Below are 21,634 nucleotides of genomic sequence, written 5' to 3'. Positions count from 1 at the left end.
TGAATTTGATTGAGTTTTCTTTGCGCAGGGTCAACTTTGATGTTACCTTATTGATAATCATTATCGCTTGCATTTGAGTAGTTATGAACACGTATATTCACAAAACATCCCAACGATTACGCGTCAGATCCGACTATATTCGCCATAATCCAAAGGCCGTTATGGCATTGATTGAACAATTGCAGCAAATAGATGCGATCTCGAATGTTAAGCATAAATATCATGCAGGTTCAGTAGCAATTCATTTTGATCGTGAAGAGCTTGATTGTGACAGTTTGTTAGAGATTTTAGAGACGCATGAGTGGACTAAAAGTGATGAAAACCCCTCATTTGTTGAAAACGCGGTGGTTAATGGTGCAAAAACGCTAACCAAAGGTTTAGCTACAATAGCATTAAAACGTTTAGTTGGTCCCTCCGTTAGTCGTATGATTATGAGTTTTTAAATTTTTTAGCTGCACATTTACATATTCCATTTGCTCGTGCTGGACATTTTTTACAAGCGGGTGATTTCAACGGAATATTAAGCACGGATCGAGTTGCTGTGCGTTGTTGATGTTTAGCCAGCGTTAGTATTTGGCCACTCGCAATAACTTCTTTATTGTACTCAACATTATCTGAACCTTCTTTAAACCAAGATATAACAGGTTCTAACGGTGTTTTTAATTCTGACATCATACTGGCAATGACGTCTTGCGATAAATCCTTGATCTCGTGGTGCCAGTCACTGTTATTAGCCGCGACTTGAGTCGTGATTTTGGATAATTCATGTAGTTGTTTTAGCGATTTTTTTTCAATCTTCTTGCTTTGTTTTTTTAATTTCTTTAATGCTTTTTTTGCACTCATAGCTATGCCTACTTGCTGACTTTTATATAATCTAACAAGTTACCAACTGCAAATAAATCTCATTCCTATATTTATATTTTTTTTATGTCATGAAGCATGAAATTAGTGATCTGAATTAAGCTATCAGAGCTTCATTTTAATTAAGTTATCTTCCTACGCCTAGAAATATTCTAGGCGTATATATTGTGTCCTTTCTGCTTAAGCACGGCGTTTTCTAAATGCGTAGATACCTGCGCCATAGAGAGTTTTGAAAAATACTGGCCAAGTACCTAAATTGGCTTTTGGCTGCTGCTGTTTAGCAATACGCGCAAGCTGGGCTTCGTACCACGTAATGTTTAACATCGCGATGCGATCAATGGCTTTAACACCTGTGGTTAAGTTCGGTAAACTAATCTTGTGGTCATCAGATGCCATCAGTTTATTCGGCAACTGGGTATCTAACGACATTGGGCGTGCTAGTCCAATAAAATCTGTTGCGTTACTTTGTAGTGCAGAAAGCATAGCTTTACTTGAACGAAAACCACCAGTCACAACTAATGGTGTATCGGTAATAGCACGCACCTTTTCAGCATAAGCAAGGAAGTAAGCTTCACGCGCTAACGTTGACTTCTTCACTTTGTGACCGGTCATCGTTGGGCTTTCATAAGTACCACCACTGATCTCAATTTGATCGATGCCTGCATCAGATAATGCTTTGACGACTTGCATGGATTCTTCTTCGGTAAAACCACCGCGCATAAAATCGGCAGAATTCAGTTTAATACCAATTGGGAATGCGTCACCTACTTCGGCACGTATTGCTTGATAGATTGATAATACAAAGCGCATGCGATTTTCAATGCTGCCACCCCATTGGTCGTCACGTTGATTATGACGTGGAGACAAGAACTGATTAACCAAGTAACCATGTGCTCCGTGAATTTGTACACCTGTAAAGCCGACTTGCTTAGCTAATTTGGCACTGGTTTGGAACTGACCAATAATATTCAAGATCTCTGATTCTGTCAGTGCGCGCGGAGTATTAAAGCCTTTTTCTAAACCGTTTGTCAGTGCGATCGCCGACGGTGCAACAGGCTCTGCATTAATAAAATTCGGTGTTTGTTTACCGGGATGATTTAGTTGTGCCCACAGTTGGGTATCGTTAACACTGCCTTGTTGAGCCCAGCGTTTAAACTCAGTTAAATCACTCTGTTCATCTAACACGACTTGCTTTGGTTCGCCTAATGCATTGCGATCAACCATGAGATTACCGGTCATTGATAATCCTAAACCGCCGAGAGCCCAAGTGTGATAAAGCGTAGCAAGTCCCGGTAATGGGTTATGTTCGGCATCACTAAGCTGTTCACTCATTGCTGACTTAAATAAACGGTTTTTAATAAACGTGCCATTTTTTAAGGTAAAACCTTGTTGTAATGTAATTGCTGTTGTCATTATCAATCCTGTTTCAATAATTAGACCGGTCGTCTTAACTTCGGGACTTAAAAAAGCGATATTACAATTCGACTGATAATATCGCTGTTTGCGTGTTCGTTAGCTAGTCGGCTTTTAAAATGTCATCAAAAATGAAATCAGTGATCTGAGTAAGATTATCGGTATTACCGGCGATCTTCATTTCGATTAAACTGCCTTCCCATGCTGTCCACATTAATGTCGCCAACTGTTTTTCGGGTAGGTCGGTACGGATCAATTGCTGTGCTTGCGCATCGCTGATTAATCCTGATAATAATTGGTTTAATGCCTTCACCGAACGTTGCATTGCTTGTTGGCATAATACACTTGAATCACCAATGTCGTTGGCAACACTCGCGACCAAGCAACCTTGCTTGCCTTGTTGCTCGCTGTATTTTTGGCGAGCTTTTTCGAATAGCGCCCGCAATTTTTCAATTGGGTTCAGGTTCGTGTTATCCAATAGCGGTTGAATTTCTTTTGCATTGGCGTGCATATCGGCTTCGATAAGCTCGGCAACAAAAGCTTCTTTGCTATTAAAGTAATTATAAAAGGACCCTTTCGGTACTTTTAGCTCATCTAGGATCTGTTTTATCCCAGTGCCGTGATAACCGTGTTGAGAGATATGCTTGATACCAACTTCAATCAGGGCTTCGCGAGTATGTTCGTTTTGTTTAGGTCTTGGCATTTGGTCATTCTATGACCGATCGTCTTGAAATGCAATCGTTAAAGATCGAGTGTAAATATAATTTCTTTATTTTGCGCCGCCTAACTAATTCCTATCGGCTGAAGGCTTGGAAGTATGAATTGATCATTTTCATGAACAACCTCATTAGCTATTTTGTAAGTTGCTGTAAATTGACTGTAAGTTATTGGTAAATTCATCGGGATATACTTGTGGCTGGATGGTGGGTGTGGTTAATTAAGCGCGTATATTGATGCTATATAAAAGTAGGTATGAATGTACTTTCCATTCATTCAGGAGTAAGTATGAAACAAATCAATAAAATAATGCAAGTATTAGTCATTGCCTTAAATGGCTCATTTATAGGTGCTATGATTTTAATTGCAATTGTTTTAGTGCCATTTTGGCAACTTTCTGAACCGCAATTATTCTTAGATTGGTTTTCAACTTATGGACATCTCATCGGTAGCGTAATGGTACCATTTGGACCCGGCGTTCTTATTTTGGCTGTTTTAACGTGTTGTTTAAGCACTGAAAATAGAAAATTATGGTTCTTGACTATTATTTTCATGCTGGCGAATATGTTGTATTATCCAATTTACTATGTGCCAACAAATACTTCATTTGCAGAGCAAACAATTGATGTTACTCGCGTAAGTAATGAGCTATCAACTTGGCTAACGTTACATTGGCAAAGAATATTTTTTGCTATTGCAGCTTTAGTTACTTCTATTTTGGCTGTGACCAAAAAATCAATCAAGTAATATCCCACAAATAAGAATAGGTGTCGGACGAACGACACCTATTTACTCATCTTAACGCTTATTATGCTGCCATTTATCAACAACCAGCGCTGCAATCAGATCACCTTCGACATTCACTGCAGTTCTGAATGTATCCAGTGGACGTTCGATAATCAGTAAGATCGCAATACCTTCGAGTGGAATACCTACAGCTAACATCACTAGCTGCATACCAGACATAGAACCCGATGGCATACCCGGTGCACCGACTGAGGATACCATTGCCATAATAAAAATCATCACGATACCAGTTGTACTTAAATCAATACCAAATAATTGCGCAAGGAAGATAGCGGCCACACCTTCAAACAAAGCGGTACCATCCATGTTCATGACAGCGCCAAGGGGTAATACAAAACTGCTGGTACTTTGTGATACACCCAGATCTTTTTCTGCTGCTTGCATTGATAACGGTAGCGTTGCAGTACTTGATGAGGTCGCAAATGCCATCGCTAGTGGTGCAGATATGGCTTTAAATAAGGTAGTAAATTTAATGCCTGTAAATATTTTTGCTAATACAGGTAAGATAATCACGCCATGGATCAGCGTCAGTACAAATACCAGTAAAGCGAATAATGCTAACTGACCAAATAAACCGGAATTCCCGGCAACAGTAAATTCAAACACAATAGCAAACACAGCAATCGGAGCGAGACTAATTATGCTTTGGACTAATTTATTTAACCCTTTATTCAAGCCCGCAATAACATCAAATACCACATGGTGTTGTGGCAGTGACCGCAATAGCGACACTGAAAATAACAGCGAGAATAAGACAATGGCTAATAAATTGCCGCTAACCAAGGCTGCGAAAGGATTTATCAGTGCCATGGCGAGTAGTTTTGCGGCAATACTTGACCCTGTGACAGACTCCTGATCAATAAGTCTGATGTGATCTGCAACCGTGACAGGCTCGACTAAGGGTTGCCATTCTGGCATTAGCATTACTGCGCCAAGCCCTAAGCTAATAGCGATAATCGAAGTCAGGCTATAAAAAATGAGCGTACTTACACCCAAGGTTTTTAATTTTAGCGTGGAGCCTATATTGGTCATGCCTTGCATTAAAGACAGCATCACCACCAACCCGATGAGCATTTTTAGCAAACCGATATAGGTGGTCTTTCCTAACAAGATTAATTGATACCAAGTTTGCTCGGTAATATTGGCGACTGTTGGCATGATAGTGGCAAAAAACCAAGCCAAAATAGCGGCAGTCAGTAATTGCAACGGCAATGAACGCTTGATCGTGGATAACATAATCTTTCTCGTTAGGGTTACTGGATATCAGTAAATGAGGCGCGATTATATTGGAGTTATTCGACAATGATAATTAGCTTGATAAGCAAATCACTTTTACTGGTTAGTAATAATGTAGGTTTATTGCAGGGAATAACTTATAATTGTTACCTAACTGTAGAATAAGAGAGTGTATAGATGAGTGATTGGTCTGGTGTTAGTGAATTTGTTGCGGTTGCTGAAACCGAAAGTTTTACTGCGGCGGCAAAGCGTTTAGGGATCTCTACAGCGCAGGTCAGTCGACAAGTTTCTGCCCTTGAAGAACGGTTATCGGCAAAATTATTTTATCGTACTACACGCAAAGTATCGGTGACAGAGGTGGGGGGGATTTACTATCAACATTGCCGTCAGGTCATGGATGGGTTAGCAGATGCAGAACGTGCGATCACCAATTTACAAAGCACACCAAAGGGTAAGTTAAAAATCACTGCGCCGATTACCTATGGTGAACGTAGTGTCGCGCCGTTAGTAAATGATTTTGTGACGCAATACCCTGAATTAGAAGTGCAGTTGATACTATCGAATCAGCAAATTGATTTAATCGATGAAGGTTTTGATTTGGCGATCCGCTTGGGTCAGTTAGGCGATTCATCCATGATTGGTAAACGATTAGCGACCCGAAAACAATATGTTTGTGCTGCGCCTGAGTATTTAAGTGCATTTGGTGCGCCGCATAGCTTATCTGAATTAGACCGTCATAATTGTTTGTCAGGGACACTGGATTATTGGCGTTTTCAGGAAAAAGGCAAAGCGCGTAATATTCGCGTGAAAGGTAATTTTAGTTGTAATAGTGGTCCGGTATTAGTGGATGCGGCGCTAAAAGGCGTGGGTATCGTGCAACTGCCGGATTATTATGTGCAGGAATACATTAATCAAGGTCAACTCATTGAATTACTACCTAACTACCGTGAACCAGATGATGCGGTATGGGCGTTATACCCACAGAATCGTCATTTATCGCCGAAAGTACGGATGCTGGTAGACTATTTAGCGAAAGAACTGGCAGTAAACTAGTAATCGGAAAGTGATTGTCTAGGGTATAGAGCAGACGTGATTAAATTCTTCACTATTATTGGCGGAGTAAAGATAAAGGAAGTTGTCTTTACGCTCAATCTTATAATCGATTGAAAAACCTTTATATAATAATTGATCATTATTAATCACATCATCAGAATGCTTTTTTTTAAAATTTACATCGTTGAAAACCATCGACAAATTATTACCGTCCAGAATATATTCACCAATAAAGAGTAGTTCTACTGTTTCTGTGAGGCCGTTTTTATCCTTGACCAACATTCTGTCTTTAATATAAAAACTACTCTTAGAGCTAAAAGTATAAAGCATTGACTCATTTATCATTTCGTATTTTGAGTATGCATTAGTTGAGAATCTAATTTTTTGGAAATTACATTTCCATTGACTACCGACTAAAACTAAATCTTCTGTTATCAAACTTTTACCAAGTAAAATAAAACATAAAATGGCATATATAATGATCAGTTTGACTAAATATGATTGCATTTATTCACCACTCTACTATTTAATTTTCTTACCATTGTCGAATATGAATATGAATATGAATATGAATATAAATAGCTAATAATATGAACTAAGAATTTGCGTTATAATATATTATATACAATTTTATTGCTTGTTCGTAGCTATGTTTACGAAGTGAAGCTCTATAAGTATCTAATTTAATTGTAGGACTTTAATGATTCATAAGCAGCAAGTAACCCAAAAGACTATAGTCATAGATGTAGAGATGCGTGTTATTACTTGTCTTACTTCAGGCGTTACAGTGAGCATGCGCCCTTTACCTTTTAGAGTGTTAATGCATTTATTCAAAAATCAAGATAAATGCATTTCTAGAGATGAACTGTTCGAAGTGTGCTGGCAAGGCGCAGTTGTTTCTGAGCAATCATTAACGAATACGATTTCTTATATAAGAAAGACGATAAAGAAACTAGAGTCTAATGAGTTGAAACTCAATACCATTAGTAAAAAAGGCTACTCATTGGTAATTACTTTGAATAATGAATTACCTGAAAATAGCCTTAATGGGTCAATTGTAGATGGAGCTGAAGAGTCAAGTAAAGCACAAGAGTTAGATGATTCTTCTGATGACAGTGATAAAAAGAATAACGCTAATCGTGAGTTGTTAAACGATAGCAAAAGAATAAGCTTACCATCAATTAAGGGGAACTACAGAAGAGGGCTCTGGCTTGTTGTTAATATAGTGTTTATATCGACATTAATCTTTTTAATAGCAAAGAATAATATGAGTAGCGCTTCTTTTATGGATACAAAAAACTATGAACGTTATGAACTGGATAATATTGATATCTACATTAGTGATCTTGATGCATTACTTGTTGGGAAGGAATTTAGAAAAGACCTGGATGGTTCAAACCTAAATTTATGTGATATAAATAAGGTCTATATTAGGGTTTATTCCTCGCCATACGATAACGCTAACATCGCAATGAGTGCTTTTATCATAACCAATAAGAGCGAAAGTTTGAATATTGTTAATTACAAACTAGTGGAGGAGGAACTCTACAGTTCAATAGTCGAATCAATTGCAGGTGACGATTTGTGTCATGGATCTATCAATATCCATTAGTCTTTTAAAATGTGATTATTTCAGCCTAAAATAATTCATATCACACTAAGCATTGTCTTTAAACGTTGTGTTTTTATAATAAAAATATAACCAAAATGAAAAGTTACATGTGTTTTAGTTTGGGTTGAGTGTTTTTAATTGTTATTATACAGTTGCTTACGTCTAGTTTTTGTTGTTGTGTATTAAATTATAAACATATTTCATTCTTGTTTATTTTTTAGTTAAATTTAACTTTATTATGATGCCTGATTTAGATTGAAACTTAGATTAAAGGTAAGTAATGAAAGCTGCGATAATATTTACGGCTGTGCTGATGTCGACATTGATGGTAAGTACTGTATCAACTTTTGAACTTAAAGGGTTTTATTTTGATGGTGTAAGCGATATTTCTGTCCGTAACGGTTATCGTATGAATCATCCATTGAAAATGTTCAGGCGGGCACGCGTAAATTCCAAGTATATTCTCTTCAATAGAAAAGTTAGGTGACGTTTCGACAATGGTATTCGTTAGGATCAAATTACACTGTCTTTCAATAGAGTAATTTGGGAGTTCGAATCTGTGAACTCAGAACTCCCTTTGTTATTACTATGATCTAAAAATCTATTTTTTGAGTGCGACTACAGTAGATTGTAACGATTCTAACTGCGCTTTAAGTGTTGCGACTTCTTGCTCAAGTTCACCTACTCTCGTTGATAATGCACCATGTTCATCAGAACATTGATTCATCGTTTGTACTGCACTATCTGCTATTGCTGCCGAGGTTACTTCACCACTGAATAAATGGGCATAACGACAAGCACTTTGTCCCGGCTCTCTTGCCAGTTTAACGATAAATGGACCTTGTTCATGATTGACAAGTTGTTCCAGTGTCGCTTCAACTTCTTGTACATCATTAAATGGACATTGACGTGCTGAACGGGTTCTTAGTTCGCCAGGGGTTTGTGGCCCACGTAAAAATAGCAAGGTAAGAATCGCTAATTGCTGCGGGTTGAAACGAATTTTACTGAACTCGGTATTACCAAAACGATGGCGAATTTTAGCGCTGCGTTTACCGCCATGTTCATCATTTACGACTAAACGTTTTTTCACTAAATCATCAACAATGTTTTGTACTTCATCTTGGCTAAGTGAAAGTACAGGCTCTCGGCTGCTTTTTTGATTACAGGCCGAGGTTAATGAGTTTAACGATAGTGGGTAATTATCTGGAGTGGTGTGTTCTTTTTCGATTAACGCGCCTAATACGCGGGTTTCATGTAGCGAGAGTTCATCCATTACCAGTCGATCCCTATTTGAGCTTTAATACCTGAGCGAAAAGCGTGTTTTTCTTCTCTTACTTCACTCACTGTGTCGGCGATTGCGACTAAATCTTTGTGGGCACTACGGCCAGTGACGATAACTGTTTGATCAACTGGGCGATTACGGATAGCGCTGAGTACTTCTTCCAAATCTAAATATTGGTAACTGAGCATGTAAGTCAGTTCGTCTAAAAGCACCATTTTAAGATCTGGATTAGCTAACATGGCTTTAGCATGAACCCATGCTGCTTCTGCAGCTGCGATATCTGCGGCTTTATCTTGCGTATCCCAAGTGAAGCCCGTTTTCATTGCGTGATAAGGCATGTCAGGACGTACTTGCTGGATGAATTTTACTTCCCCCGCTTCCCATGTACCTTTAATAAATTGCACAACACCCGCATTAAAACCGTGGCCTATACAGCGAATGACATTACCAAAACCTGCACAGGTTTTACCTTTACCATTACCTGTCATTACGATCAAAATACCACGTTCTTCTGTGGCTTTATTGACGCGTTTGGCGACTGTATCTTGGATTTTTTGCATTTTTTGTTGATGTTTATCTTGGTTATGTTCTTCCGTCATTCTGCATTCCTTTCATGCCTTGTGCTATTAACTTCAGTGTAAGGCTTTTATGACTAAATGGAAGTGGGGAAATTAAAAATCACCATTAATTAGTTTTTGATAAATCTGGTCTTTTAAGGCAAGTCGACGGTTTTTTAATTCAATAAAATGGCTATCTGTGGTGGGAATGTCACTGGCTTCAAGGCCGTAAATATGATGGTCGAGTTTATGATACTCTTTGGCTAGGGCGGCAAATTCGGGGTCATCGCTTTTTAGTTTGGCGATATCAATGGCGTGTTCAGGAAATTCATGGTTTAACGGGTGTTTTTCATTTTGCATTATTATTGCCTCAAGTGATGAACGAGTTCTTTCAGTGTAGTCGAACTCGTTCATTGCGGCACCTAATGTTGGACTTGTTCTTGATGCCAATGGTCGAGACGTGGCGTAAGCATTATCACTAGGAATATTGTCGATAAACTACCCATTAATACAATTACAGCATATGGTGCGGTCAGTTCTGTTTGTTGAATCAATCCTGCGAGTAGTGCTGCGCCACTCATTTGGATACAACCTAGCATCGCAGCTGCCGTACCAGCGCGTTCGCCAAATGCGGCTAACGCCATACTGGTTGCTGGACCTAGCAATAATGCAAAGCCAATACAGAGCAACATCATAGGTAACATAAAGGCAAACGCGGCGGCCATACCTGCTGTCGGCCCCCAATGTTGCACGGCCAATTGCAGTGCCGCGGATAATAATAACGCGATAAAGGCAATGATAACGGTTGGACGATTACCGAAGCGTTTGATTACCGTAGGCGCCGCAAAACAAGCGGCGATATTGACGATAGCATTTAGACCAAACAATGCACTAAACTCTAGTTCTTCGACCCCTAAATGACGGATTAACCAGTCTGGTGCATAGGACACATACGTTAGGATTGATGCCATACCCACCATACAAGCTATAGCGTAAAACATGAAGTGCGCATCGTATAATACCGGTTTAAAGCGAGACCAGTGATACAGCGAACCGGATGTATCAGTATTATCTGGACGCGTTTCTGGTAACTTGTTGATAATAATGGTTAATATAATCAATCCGTATAGCATCATAAAAACAAAAGTTGAGCGCCAACCAAATTGCAGCGCCAATAAGCCACCTAGCGTCGGTGCAAGTGCAGGTATAACACAAATAACGCCATTTAAATAACTGTAATAATGCGCGCCTTTTTTAGAGTCAAAGCTGTCACGTACTGCACTAAACACTACGATTGATACTGCACACGCGGCGATACCTTGTAGTACTCGTGCTATTTGTAGCCAGTGAAATTCAATCGCGCCTGCGGCAAGGATACTGCTTAAGCAATACAGCATAACACCACCGATTGCGATTGGACGACGACCAAAACGGTCTGCCAGTGGCCCAATTAATATTTGTCCGATGCCCATGGCAAATAAGAATAAAATTAATGTAGATTGAACTTCGCTAGACGACACCTGAAATTCTGCTGCCATTGTCGGCATTGAAGGCAGGTAGATATCGATAGCGAGGGGGCTTAACACCACCATAGCCATCAAAATAGGTAATATATTTCGGCGCATTGTTATTCTCGAATAAAAGGCATGGATTAATGTGGAGCAGTTTACGTAAAGCATGATATGAATGGAAGTGGTATAATTTCAGGACTGAGTTTCCATTTAGGAATATCTTATGAATTTAGATAATCTTGCCAAGATAGATCTAAATCTCTTGGCTATTTTACAGATCTTACTTGAAGAAGAGAGTGTCACCCGCGCAGCGCATCGCTTGCACTTAAGCCAGTCGGCATTGAGTAAAAGTTTAAACCGACTACGTGATACCTTGGGTGATCCGTTATTTTTACGTACTGCCCATGGTTTAAAGCCGACGGCGCATGCTTTGCAATTAAAAGCGCAATTACCGACGATATTACAGGGCTTGTATCATCTCTGCTTACCGCCGAGTTTTATTCCCGAAAATAGTCATCGCCAGTTTTCGTTTGCTATGCTTGAAAGTGCCTATGAAACTTTACTACCTCATTACATTGGGCCAATATTATCGCAAGCACCTAAGCTGAATTTAGGTATTTATGATTGGAATGAAAAATCATTATTAGACTTGCAGCAAGGACAAATTGATTTTGGCATTACGGCTAGGGAGTTGCACCCCACGGCCGATGTTCGCCTCAATAATTTACCTGAGGGGATTGCGCATCAGCGTTTGTTTACCGATAACCAGGTGTGTTTAATACGCGAAAACCACCCTATGTTAGCAAGTATTAATGCAGGACATTGGGATGTTGATGCTTATTTGAATATGTCGCATGTACAGGTTCGCTGCGAAGGCAATGATTGGTGGTTATTGGATTATCAATTGGCTGAGTCAGGACTACACCGTCATATTTGCGCAACCTTACCGGATTTTTACGGTGCCGCCAGTGTATGTGCACACAGTGATTTGATTTTTACTTTACCGTCGAGCTTTGTTTCGCATGCACAAAAGTTATATGGCTTGGTAGAATTGCCTTTGCCAATAGATTTTTCTTCATTGGTCTATGTATTGTTATGGCATGAACGTAATAATGATGAACCGGGGCATAAGTGGGTCAGAGATACTATTTGTCAGAGTGTTGCGAAAGAGATGGGCTAATCGTATGCAGCCGTCGTGTGGTTGATGGGTTTTCACCAAAAAGTAATTTATAGTCCTGAGAAAATCCCCCCGGATGATAAAAACCGTAATCGAGGGCGACATCCACGATGGCTCTGGTTTGATGTGGTTTACTGAGTTCTCGGCGTATTTGGTTTAAGCGGGTAAGGCGAATAAAGCGTTGGGGACTAATACCTAATATTGATTCAAAGCTGTATTGCAGCGTACGCCTGCTCACATTGGCGATACTACAAAGTTCACTAATCGTTGTTGGATAGCGGCTGTAGCAATATATTTATTTTATATTGCATGGTGAATATTATTGTTTTTGTATGATGAGAGAGCTGGATGGGGCTATTGATTAGTAATAGCTAAGTTGAAGTACAGAGAGTGGGATTGATAAAATTCAGAGCTAAAACTATTACAGAATTGGTATCGTAATATGGGGTGGAGATTAACTAGTTGAATATACTGGGAAAAGGCTGGTGTAAAAGCATTATTAGCATAATACTTTGTTTTATTATTAACTGATAATTTACGGTTGCAGAATGTTCAATTTCACATAGACTCTCCAATGTGATTTAACATTTACATCACATTTAATTTTGGATTAATTAGTTAACCGGAGGTACACATGAAAAATTTAAATCTTGTTCAATATGTTTGTGTATCTTTTGATCATACCAGTCTCATTATGGCCGTTCATCACGCCTTCGTGATCTGTTCCGATCGAAATCCTGGCACCAATAACTAACTAATCCGTACCCTTAAAGGCTGCGGGAAAATGGCAGCTTGATAGGGTAATAACCTCATTAATATTCCTAGATAGCCGAATTAATTCACGCCATTTTTCCCAGTATTTTATATACCAAAACTATATACTGGAGAATTATTATGCGTCATTCACTTTATTTACACCTTGCTGTTTTTTTTGTTCGAGCCGATATACGTCGTGAAGAACGCGTGTGGCTAGCAAAAGTTCGTCGTGCTACCAGCGAGATCCCATTGGGTAATGCTTATCTGTTAAAGGATATTGGACTTAATGCCGATGGTCGTCCACTTTGCAGTTCGGAACCACGTAATGTAACTGCTAAACGTCAAGTGCGTCATCTACGCCGCGCTTGCCGATTGAAAAGAGCAACGTAATGATAGGGGCTAGGCTGTGTGTGCAGTTTAGCCCCGCATCTTTATTGAAGATTTACTTCGAATTAAAATAATAAAATATAACTTATTGAGGTCTGTTAGTGTTCAAGCGCTGCCGAACCATCTTCGTTGAAATGCAGTTTTGCTTTACACTGACTTATTAACTGTGCGGCATAAGAAGGTGAGACTGAGCGTAAGCTGCCTTTTCCTGTGTGGAATGAAGGTTCCCAAACTCTGTCTTTGTATCTACCCGTTTCCATAAATTCCACTACTACTTTCATAACGTACCTCTATATTGTTGGTCTTGCTGGTTTCCAATTACGAAGCGATTATCGTCTGGTAATGGTTATTCACGTAACTAGTAATATAATAAATACGCGACAACTTCAAATATAATTGGCTCTTATTTCAAATGAAACTAATGGCTTTTTTCTTATACTTTTATTGATATATACAGCCGTCATTATTTTATATTAATGGCGCAGACAATTATGCTTGTCATTACAACTCGCTAGCGTCTGCTGACTGACACAAGAGAAATTAGCAACTAAACTATTAGAAATATACCCATTACGATCACAATTTACCGTTCCTGGTATGTGTTAATGCAACGCATTTGGGAGGAGGGTTAGTATGAGAGATAATTCTGCCATCGAAGCGTATCGTAAAGACCATGGACTGGAAAAACTCACTTATCACACGGTTGAAGAGATTCAGTCAGGGCATTTTGATTTAGACAAAGCGCAATATTTTCTGGTCTTTCAATCCCGTATCAACAACGAATTACTGAATCACAAGGTCATTACTGCTAACCCCTATACGCAGTGGTTTTGCGATGCGTCACTCAATGATGCACAGATTAAACAGCTAATTGTGCAATTCTCGGTTTTTTCCAATCAGTTTTTGGTTGCACAACTGGAGAAAATGCTGAATGCCGAAACCATTGAAGAAATGCGTGCCTCGAAAGAAATTTTAGCTAATGAAATCGGGGTTGTGTATAAGAACCCAAAGCGAAACCGTGCTAGGCAATTAACGCAGGATGAACGTGATTTTGGTGATATAGAAGGCAGTATTGATGGTGGTGCTTTCCATTTTAAAGCCGCACATTTTGAACTGTTAAATCAATTAGCCGATTATTTTGGTATCGCATTTAATCAAATTGGACGACGCCAGTTTGGTTCTGCCAAGACTTTATTCTTTTGTGATGAATTGGTGCGACTTTACGGTTCGCCAAGTTACGCCACGTCAACGGCGGCTTCTTATGCTGTAGAGAATTGGGCTGCAGCAGGGTTTTGGGATGAGCTGGTCTCTGGGTTTAATCATTATCGCCAAACGAGAAACCTGAAAGGTTTACCGCTGACCTTTTTTACCTGGCATGCAAAACTTGAAGCCAACCATGCGAATCATACTCAGGAGGAACTCGAGGCTTATTATTTTAATAATGACGTTGATGAAGACCATTTTATCGTTAGTGGTAACGAAATGCTTGATGGTGTGTATACGTTTTGGCAAGGGCTTGATGAAGAAAGAAAACGCATTCATTAAGGCGTTTAATTTGGATGTTAGTCTGCATCAGGCTGTAGTTCTGGCGCGGCGTCGTTAAATGCAGGCAATTGAATACAGTGCTGATAAATACGGTTGATTGCGGGATAGAGGGCCATATTAAGTTTAAAACGCTGTGCATTGTAAACTTGGGGGATCAAATAGACATCTGCCAAGGTGATTTGGTCGTTGTAGCAATAGTGAGTACTCTCTTTTTTTGTTAGTAATGTTTCGACGGCTGCGAATCCTTTTGCTAACCAGTGATGATACCAGACCATTTTTTCGGTACCGTCACAGTCGAAGTTTTCCTCGATATACTGTAATACCCGCAAGTTATTCAGTGGGTGTATATCGCATGTAATTATCTGCATCAATGTGCGTACATAGGCACGTTCAATTAGGTTTGTTGGTAATAAAGCTGGTTGCGGAAAAGACTCTTCCAGATATTCGATAATGGCCCCTGATTGGGTGATTATTTGTGGTTTATGTTCTGCCTCAGCGATATCAAGGCTTGGAACCAGACCTTGTGGATTAATATTAAGATATTCGGCTGAGTGCTGCTCCCCACCATTATGAACTAAATGGATAGGCTCGGTGGTATAACTAATTTTCTTTAAATTTAAGACGATCCTAACGCGGTAAGCTGCCGATGAACGGAAATAGCTATAAAGCTTCATCTTGCATCACCACCATTTGTTCTATTGCGCCGAAAATGGATTGCCCCGCGTGATCACGCATTTCAATTTTTACTCGGTCGCCATTCTGTAGAAAGGGGGTAGTGATTTCACCTGTGGTTATTTTTTCCAGCATTCTTTTTTCTGCTAGGCAGGATGAGCCTACCGTTCGGTCACAATTAGACACTGTGCCCGAACCAATAATGGTTCCCGCAGTTAAAGTTCTGGTTTTGGCTGCGTGGGCAATTAAACGGGGGAAATCAAATGTCATATCAGTGCCTGCATCGGGCGAGCCGAATAATGCATCATTGAGATAACTGTACAAAGGTAAATGTAACTTGGCTCCGTCCCATGCCTCGCCGAGTTCATCTGGGGTCACTGCAACGGGAGAAAATGCGGTGGAGGGCTTGCTGTGAAAAAATCCAAACCCCTTAGCTAATTCACTGGGGATCAAGTTACGCAGTGATACATCGTTGACTAAAGTAATTAATAAAATGGTATTACTGGCCGCGGAGGTATTTACGCCCATGTCCACATCGCTAGTGATCACCGCTACCTCACCTTCAAAATCCAATCCCCAAGCTGGGTCTATCAGTGGGATATTGTCATTGGGGCCTAAAAAACTGTCGCTGCCGCCTTGGTACATTAACGGATCAGACCAAAACGATGCCGGCATTTCAGCCCCTCTGGCTTTACGCACTAACTCGACATGATTGACGTAAGCGCTGCCGTCAATCCATTGATATGCTCTGGGCAATGGTGATTCTAATTGGCAATTTGAGAACTGAATAATATCGTCTAATTCCCTGTTATTTAATCGTGTATATTGTGCTTGCAGTTGGGACTCGACAGCTGGCCAGTTTTCTAATGCCCATTGTAAACTTGTCGCTATCGATGAAGTACACACTGCGGTTTGTAAGTCCTTACTTACCAGGTGTAGGCTGCCATCTCTAGATCCATTTTTTAATGTTGCTAATTTCATTCCAGCCTCTTACCTATGTGTTCGTTAAGTTTTAATTTTTACAATCGGTTTTATAGCGTTATTCTTTCCAGCTATCGACATAACCGTGCCATTCCACATCTTGCATCAGGGACCCAATATCTAAGCCATCGCGAGTATCAATCATTACTGCTACTTCATCTGTTTCTTTTCGCTGTGACTTACAACCTGCGCGATAGGCTTTGGGCTGAGGGCCGTGGGTAAAACCGCAAGGGTGAAAGGTCAACATGCCTGGTTCTATACTGTCGCGGCTAAAGAATTCACCCTGGTGGTAAAAGATAACTTCATCAAAGTCATCATTGCTGTGGTAAAAAGGTACTTTCAATGCCCCCTGATCAGTTTCCATTGGTCTGGGCACGAAAGTGCAGACTACAAATCGATTGGTCACAAACGTTGAATGCGCGGACGGTGGCAGGTGAAAACGATGGCTCATTAACGGGCGAATATCTTGCCAATTAATCCTGACGACAGATACATTACCGTGCCAGCCCACCACATCAAGGGGGTTGAAAGGGTACTCAATCATCGACAGTTCATTAAAACGTTTAAGCACGACTTGCCACGGATCTTCATTTTGTTGTTGCAGATAGGCTGCATCTATTTCTGGGGTATCCAGTACTGTTTGATCAAATATCGCATGCTGGCCGACGATAGTTTTATCAGGTAAACCATAATAATCATTGGTGGCTTCGATCATCAGTAATGTGATGGGTTCGGCAGGCTCTAAACGCCATAAGCAAGCGCGTGGAATTAATATGTAGTCGCCTTGTTTGACACTTAAATGGCCGTAATCACAAAACAATTCGCCGTGGCCTTGGTGGATAAATAACAGATCATCACCATCTGCGTTTCTGACTAAGGTTTTCATGTTTTCGTTACATTTCCAGAAGCGGATCTGACAATGGGCATTGTGTAACAGTAGCGGTGCATCCCAGGGCGATATTTGCGAGTAGGACAGTTTTAATAGGTTATATGCCCTTGGCCTGTGATTACCTGACCATGCACTCCAGCCAGTCGGTGGATGTTTATGATGTAGGTGTGTTGCGGGTCCATAGAAACCTTCCCGACTGACTTCTCGCTCAAATATACCTTGTTCAGGCAGGTCTGCATGCGCCTGCCGAGAGTAGGTGCCTTTGCGTAGTGGGAAGCTAATTCTACGGATCATATCTTTTCCTCTAGGCACTGTGTTTATTTATCTTTCGTCGAAAGTACACCTCGTACGAGCTGGTCTCTTTCAATGGATTCGAACAAGGCTTGAAAGTTACCTTCGCCAAACCCTTCATCTCCTTTGCGTTGAATAATTTCGAAGAAGATAGGGCCGATTAATGTTTTAGTGAAAATTTGCAGTAGCAGGACTAATTTTCCTGATTCGATATGACCATCAATTAGAATACGATTTTTTCTTAGTTGCTCAATCGCTTCATGATGACCGGGTAAGCGTTCTGTAATCATGTCGTAATAAGTGTCGGGTATATCCATAAACTCGATACCATTCGCTCTTAACGTCGAGACAGTTTGATAAATATCATCTGTGCCTAAGGCGATGTGCTGGATCCCTTCGCCGTGGTATTCCTGCAAGAACTCTTCAATCTGCGACTTATCATCACTGCTTTCATTGATGGGAATACGGAGGTTGCCGCAAGGGCTGGTCATGGCACGGCTGCGTAAACCTGTCATCGTGCCTTTAATATCAAAATAACGTATTTCTCGAAAGTTAAAGATACGCTCATAAAATTCAGCCCACGGATCCATATGCCCACAATGCACATTATGGGTCAGGTGGTCGATATAAGTGAGTCCCGCCGAGTTAGATGCGTCTTCAGTTTTGCCTATTAATTCAAATTGTTCCTGATACAGCCGTGTTCTTACATCATCATCGACTAAATACAGCAGACTTTCGCCAATGCCATAAATCGCAGGTACACCGAACTCGAGAATTTTACGCTTACAAGGTTTGGCTTCACGGCTCAATGCGTGTTGATACGCTTTGTGTGCATCCGTTACTTTAAAGCCCATCGCACAGGCAGAAGGACCATGTTGTTTCGCAAATTCAGAGGCGAAACCGCGACCTTCTGTACTGACTAAAAAATGGATATGACCTTGTTTGAACCAAGTTAACGGGCGTGTTTGATGTTGGGCATAAGGATGAAAACCCAACTGTTGGAAAAGCATGGCAAGCTGCTTTGGATCGGGAGACGAGAATTCGACAAACTCGAAGCCTTCGGTCCCCGCAGGATTACTAAACTGCTGCTGTTTAGTATAATCATATGCGTGGTCCATTTTGACCTCCTTTGCAGACGATAGTGTTGCAAATAAGCCTACAAATTTAAAAGGAACTTAGAGGTAGTATGGACGATTTATCGTGATTCTGCTTTAGCGATGCCTTATAAAGAAAAGAAAGTTTTCGATTAAGGCATCGCTATATTTATTGAATTGCTTAGACAGCCGTTGGTGTTGTATTGACAGTTACTTTTAATAGTTTAGCTGTGTAAAGGCTGGTCCAGATGAGACCTAAAATTTGTGAGGGTAAGATAGTAATAATAATATTGGGTGTGGCATTTAAATAATGTGAATAATAACTGACAAATAAGGTGAGTAATAATGGGGTGATAACTGACGCCGGAATCATAATAAATCGGGGTGTTCGTTTATTCGCACAAATTTGGTCCATAATAAATGTCATGAAAAACCCAAGTAGAGCACTACAGATAAATTGCACTGCAGCAGCTTGGGACGCAATTACAATTCCGTCGGCGTAATTTGCATATAACGCCCAGCTACCATATAGCAACCCCGCGATAATACCTGTCACAACAGCTGCTTTTGTGATTCTATTTTTGATCGCATTCATTTTAAAATCCTTTTATAAGATAAAATCTATTTGAAATTAACTTTTGAATAAAGTGTATGTTCAGTATAATTGTTCTGAGTTTATGAAAATAATTTAAGACGAAGTAATGCTAGGTAATATCTCATAAAATCAACCTGGTAGGTGGTTGTGCTCATGTTTGATAGTTTGTTGTTAGCTAATAAATCTAATATATTGTGGCGTTTTAACTTACCGCTACTGGTTTTCAGAATCGATTTTTTTCGAACAAAATGGATATGCCCTACTGGAATTGAAATATTATAAATAGCGCTGATACTGTCACTTATTTTATTTTTAAACTGGTCACTATCATTAAGTATTTTTAATGTATTTGGTACGCCAATTGCGTGTATATTTTTGCCAACCTGTACAACCGCAAAGTTACCTTTTTTGAATACCGCACAATCATCAATTATTCTTTCTAAATCAATAGCGAAAATACTTTTACCATTGACTTTTAAACGGTCTCCAATTCGGCCTATAACATAAAGTTCATTTTCATGAACAAATCCAATGTCACCTGAATGATAATAACCATTTTTATCAGTTAACAGATCTTCTACACCGTAATAGCTTTGAGCTAAGTCATTTGACTTTATTAGTATTTCACCTGCAGGAAGGTGAGAATCTGAAAAGTCAGTCTTATTAATTTTTATTTTTATATCTTCAAGAGGTTTACCTACAGATACATATTCAACCCCTAAACTATCAGTGAATGTATTAAACCCAGTTTGATGATTTCCCGTTACCATTAATACTGCTTCAGCCATACCGTAACATGCCACAATTGCCTTCTCATTTAATCCGACATTAGCTAAAAGTGATGTAAATTGTTTCAACGATGTTGGGTTGATTGGTTCACTTCCGATGTAAATACTTGTTAAATTAGATAAGTCTAAATGTGATATTTCATCTAGATCAGGACATAATTTTATAATGTATTCGATAGCAAAATTTGGTGTCGGGAAAATGGCTATTTTTTTATCTGACAGCAGTTTAAGCCACCCTAATGGATCAAATAAAAATACTTTAGGAGGAGATAGATATAAATTGTTTTGTTTTACAAGAGATGAGAGTAGGCCTCCAATTAATCCCATGTCATGATAAAGTGGAAGCCAAGATGCAAAGTTGTCATCGCATGTCCGCTTATCAAAATTTATAACTCTATTTGTATGGGTCCATACTTTTTGATGAGTAATTGGAACCCCTTTTGGAAATGAGGTCGATCCTGAAGAGAATTGTACAAAAGCTAGATCATCTAAAGTTTCAGTACGATGAGGGGACTCAATTAGAAACTCACTACTTTTTATATCATCTAGTTTTAGTAAATTAATATCAGAAGGTAAGTTTAGTCCGATGTCTTCTGGTATAAAAATTTTAGTGGCATTAAATTTATTTTTAATACGAGTTATATAACTTATATATTCTTTTTTGTTTTCAGTTGCAGATAGCGCGGTTATAGATAATGGTATTGCTTTTATCGTCATGATAGCGAAAAATGTTACAATGTGTGTAATTGTTGTTTCAAAAGGAAATAATATATGCTCGCCTTCAGTAACGCCGTTACTTTTTAATTTATTTTTGGTTTCATGGATTAAGTTAGCCAAATCATGGAAAGAGGTAAATACTTCATTTTCAAAATCAGAATCCATTAAATGGATCCCTTTGGTATAATTACCTTTCATGCTATCAATGATATTACTTATACATGCATCATTTATCATGTAGATTCCATTCCTTATATGATGGTGACGTTATTGGGTATAGTCATTAATACTAATTAATATTCGTTTATCTATATCTATAAAAGAAATTTTTATGATTGCATTTACATAGATATCTTCCGAATCAGGTTGTGATTTTATGGATTGATTCAGTGTTATTGAATAGCAGCATTCTCGTTCGTCCTGCTGTGTGAAATCAATATTTTTATTATTGTTAAACAAAGTGTTTATAAATGGTTTTCCGAAGCCGATTTCTTTTATATAGTCGATCTCAATTCTTGTTACCACAGCCGCCGAACTTGTGTTTGGTTTCCAACTTTGAGAGTTTAGCCATTTCATTCGACCATATTCTAATAATTCTAATACTCTTGCATTATTAACATGCCCGACGACATCTAGATCCCCAGGTCTTATTGATATTTCAGAGCAATTACATACATTGATATCCATGGCTTT

25 protein-coding genes are annotated in these 21,634 nt (G+C 39.4%); 7 read left to right on the top strand and 18 right to left on the bottom strand.

Translation table 11 applies throughout. The annotated features are described in order from the left end of the window. Positions 1 to 83 precede the first annotated feature (83 nt). Complete coding sequence (locus HWV01_RS21625) at positions 84 to 443, top strand: HMA2 domain-containing protein (RefSeq protein ID WP_211673433.1); 360 nt, start codon at positions 84 to 86, stop codon at positions 441 to 443. On the opposite strand, the gene HWV01_RS21620 is transcribed toward HWV01_RS21625, so the two are convergent. The 3 genes from HWV01_RS21620 to HWV01_RS21610 form a co-directional block, all read right to left on the bottom strand. Beyond that, complete coding sequence (locus HWV01_RS21620) at positions 430 to 843, bottom strand: hypothetical protein (protein WP_211673432.1); 414 nt, start codon at positions 841 to 843, stop codon at positions 430 to 432. The two genes, HWV01_RS21625 and HWV01_RS21620, sit on opposite strands and share 14 nt — an antisense overlap. Before the next feature lie 198 nt (positions 844 to 1,041). After that, positions 1,042 to 2,274, bottom strand: a complete 1,233-nt coding sequence (locus HWV01_RS21615) for an NADH:flavin oxidoreductase/NADH oxidase family protein (protein ID WP_211673431.1) — start codon at positions 2,272 to 2,274, stop codon at positions 1,042 to 1,044. 103 nt (positions 2,275 to 2,377) lie between these two features. Beyond that, complete coding sequence (locus HWV01_RS21610) at positions 2,378 to 2,977, bottom strand: TetR/AcrR family transcriptional regulator (protein ID WP_211673430.1); 600 nt, start codon at positions 2,975 to 2,977, stop codon at positions 2,378 to 2,380. 302 nt (positions 2,978 to 3,279) lie between these two features. On the opposite strand from HWV01_RS21610, the gene HWV01_RS21605 reads away from it, so the two are divergent. Beyond that, positions 3,280 to 3,738, top strand: a complete 459-nt coding sequence (locus HWV01_RS21605; protein WP_211673429.1) for a DUF1772 domain-containing protein — start codon at positions 3,280 to 3,282, stop codon at positions 3,736 to 3,738. Between the two features lie 51 nt (positions 3,739 to 3,789). On the opposite strand, the gene HWV01_RS21600 is transcribed toward HWV01_RS21605, so the two are convergent. Continuing rightward, the gene (locus HWV01_RS21600; protein ID WP_211673428.1) at positions 3,790 to 5,034 is read right to left on the bottom strand and encodes a dicarboxylate/amino acid:cation symporter; all 1,245 of its coding nucleotides are present in this window, start codon (positions 5,032 to 5,034) and stop codon (positions 3,790 to 3,792) included. Positions 5,035 to 5,211: 177 nt separating this feature from the next. On the opposite strand from HWV01_RS21600, the gene HWV01_RS21595 reads away from it, so the two are divergent. Next, the gene (locus HWV01_RS21595; RefSeq protein WP_211673427.1) at positions 5,212 to 6,087 is read left to right on the top strand and encodes a LysR substrate-binding domain-containing protein; all 876 of its coding nucleotides are present in this window, start codon (positions 5,212 to 5,214) and stop codon (positions 6,085 to 6,087) included. An 18-nt stretch (positions 6,088 to 6,105) separates the two neighbouring features. Here the strand turns inward: HWV01_RS21595 and HWV01_RS21590 are convergent, their stop codons facing one another. Then, positions 6,106 to 6,594 (bottom strand): hypothetical protein, encoded by a 489-nt coding sequence (locus tag HWV01_RS21590; RefSeq protein WP_249185402.1) that lies wholly within the window; start codon positions 6,592 to 6,594, stop codon positions 6,106 to 6,108. Positions 6,595 to 6,787: 193 nt separating this feature from the next. Between HWV01_RS21590 and HWV01_RS21585 the strand changes: the two genes are divergently transcribed. Then, the gene (locus HWV01_RS21585) at positions 6,788 to 7,699 is read left to right on the top strand and encodes a winged helix-turn-helix domain-containing protein (protein ID WP_211673426.1); all 912 of its coding nucleotides are present in this window, start codon (positions 6,788 to 6,790) and stop codon (positions 7,697 to 7,699) included. A 601-nt stretch (positions 7,700 to 8,300) separates the two neighbouring features. Here HWV01_RS21585 and HWV01_RS21580 read toward each other — a convergent pair. The 4 genes from HWV01_RS21580 to HWV01_RS21565 form a co-directional block, all read right to left on the bottom strand. Next, positions 8,301 to 8,972: a YceH family protein gene (locus tag HWV01_RS21580; RefSeq protein ID WP_211673425.1), complete on the bottom strand. Its 672-nt coding sequence runs from the start codon at positions 8,970 to 8,972 to the stop codon at positions 8,301 to 8,303. Beyond that, positions 8,972 to 9,580: a cob(I)yrinic acid a,c-diamide adenosyltransferase gene (gene cobO / locus HWV01_RS21575; protein WP_211673424.1), complete on the bottom strand. Its 609-nt coding sequence runs from the start codon at positions 9,578 to 9,580 to the stop codon at positions 8,972 to 8,974. Before cobO ends, HWV01_RS21580 begins: the two co-directional genes overlap by 1 nt. A 72-nt stretch (positions 9,581 to 9,652) precedes the next feature. Further along, a complete protein-coding gene (locus HWV01_RS21570) occupies positions 9,653 to 9,952 on the bottom strand; it encodes a YdcH family protein (RefSeq protein ID WP_249185401.1) in 300 nt (99 codons plus the stop codon). An 8-nt stretch (positions 9,953 to 9,960) separates the two neighbouring features. Then, positions 9,961 to 11,163, bottom strand: a complete 1,203-nt coding sequence (locus HWV01_RS21565) for a multidrug effflux MFS transporter (RefSeq protein ID WP_211673423.1) — start codon at positions 11,161 to 11,163, stop codon at positions 9,961 to 9,963. 109 nt (positions 11,164 to 11,272) lie between these two features. Between HWV01_RS21565 and HWV01_RS21560 the strand changes: the two genes are divergently transcribed. Beyond that, a complete protein-coding gene (locus HWV01_RS21560) occupies positions 11,273 to 12,229 on the top strand; it encodes a LysR substrate-binding domain-containing protein (protein WP_211673422.1) in 957 nt (318 codons plus the stop codon). Here HWV01_RS21560 and HWV01_RS21555 read toward each other — a convergent pair. Continuing rightward, positions 12,195 to 12,464 carry a helix-turn-helix domain-containing protein gene (locus tag HWV01_RS21555; protein ID WP_249185400.1) on the bottom strand — a complete coding sequence of 90 codons (270 nt, stop codon included), beginning with the start codon at positions 12,462 to 12,464 and terminating at the stop codon, positions 12,195 to 12,197. The genes HWV01_RS21560 and HWV01_RS21555 overlap by 35 nt on opposite strands. 656 nt (positions 12,465 to 13,120) lie before the next feature. Between HWV01_RS21555 and HWV01_RS21550 the strand changes: the two genes are divergently transcribed. Next, complete coding sequence (locus HWV01_RS21550) at positions 13,121 to 13,372, top strand: DUF1127 domain-containing protein (protein ID WP_211673421.1); 252 nt, start codon at positions 13,121 to 13,123, stop codon at positions 13,370 to 13,372. A 95-nt stretch (positions 13,373 to 13,467) separates the two neighbouring features. Here the strand turns inward: HWV01_RS21550 and HWV01_RS21545 are convergent, their stop codons facing one another. Continuing rightward, positions 13,468 to 13,650, bottom strand: coding sequence for a hypothetical protein (locus HWV01_RS21545; RefSeq protein WP_211673420.1), 183 nt, complete (start codon positions 13,648 to 13,650; stop codon positions 13,468 to 13,470). Positions 13,651 to 14,002: 352 nt separating this feature from the next. On the opposite strand from HWV01_RS21545, the gene HWV01_RS21540 reads away from it, so the two are divergent. Beyond that, positions 14,003 to 14,914: a hypothetical protein gene (locus tag HWV01_RS21540; protein ID WP_211673419.1), complete on the top strand. Its 912-nt coding sequence runs from the start codon at positions 14,003 to 14,005 to the stop codon at positions 14,912 to 14,914. 17 nt (positions 14,915 to 14,931) lie between these two features. Here the strand turns inward: HWV01_RS21540 and maiA are convergent, their stop codons facing one another. The 7 genes from maiA to HWV01_RS21505 all read right to left on the bottom strand — a co-directional run bounded on the left by maiA (position 14,932) and on the right by HWV01_RS21505 (position 21,628). Beyond that, on the bottom strand, positions 14,932 to 15,588 hold the full coding sequence (gene maiA, locus HWV01_RS21535; RefSeq protein WP_211673418.1) for a maleylacetoacetate isomerase: 657 nt from the start codon (positions 15,586 to 15,588) through the stop codon (positions 14,932 to 14,934). Next, positions 15,575 to 16,567: a fumarylacetoacetate hydrolase family protein gene (locus HWV01_RS21530; RefSeq protein ID WP_211673417.1), complete on the bottom strand. Its 993-nt coding sequence runs from the start codon at positions 16,565 to 16,567 to the stop codon at positions 15,575 to 15,577. The genes maiA and HWV01_RS21530 overlap by 14 nt, the downstream gene beginning before the upstream one ends. Before the next feature lie 58 nt (positions 16,568 to 16,625). Further along, entirely contained in the window at positions 16,626 to 17,750 is a 1,125-nt protein-coding gene (locus HWV01_RS21525; protein ID WP_211673416.1) for a homogentisate 1,2-dioxygenase, read from the bottom strand. 23 nt (positions 17,751 to 17,773) lie between these two features. Continuing rightward, the gene (gene hppD / locus HWV01_RS21520; RefSeq protein WP_211673415.1) at positions 17,774 to 18,865 is read right to left on the bottom strand and encodes a 4-hydroxyphenylpyruvate dioxygenase; all 1,092 of its coding nucleotides are present in this window, start codon (positions 18,863 to 18,865) and stop codon (positions 17,774 to 17,776) included. 157 nt (positions 18,866 to 19,022) lie between these two features. Then, positions 19,023 to 19,436, bottom strand: coding sequence for a hypothetical protein (locus tag HWV01_RS21515; protein ID WP_211673414.1), 414 nt, complete (start codon positions 19,434 to 19,436; stop codon positions 19,023 to 19,025). An 80-nt stretch (positions 19,437 to 19,516) separates the two neighbouring features. Beyond that, complete coding sequence (locus tag HWV01_RS21510; protein WP_211673413.1) at positions 19,517 to 21,178, bottom strand: AMP-binding protein; 1,662 nt, start codon at positions 21,176 to 21,178, stop codon at positions 19,517 to 19,519. A gap of 30 nt (positions 21,179 to 21,208) precedes the next feature. Continuing rightward, on the bottom strand, positions 21,209 to 21,628 hold the full coding sequence (locus tag HWV01_RS21505; RefSeq protein ID WP_211673411.1) for a thioesterase family protein: 420 nt from the start codon (positions 21,626 to 21,628) through the stop codon (positions 21,209 to 21,211). Positions 21,629 to 21,634 lie beyond the last annotated feature (6 nt).

This window comes from Moritella sp. 5 (genome assembly GCF_018219455.1).
GTDB lineage: Bacteria > Pseudomonadota > Gammaproteobacteria > Enterobacterales > Moritellaceae > Moritella.
This window is presented reverse-complemented; position numbering and strand designations above follow the sequence as displayed.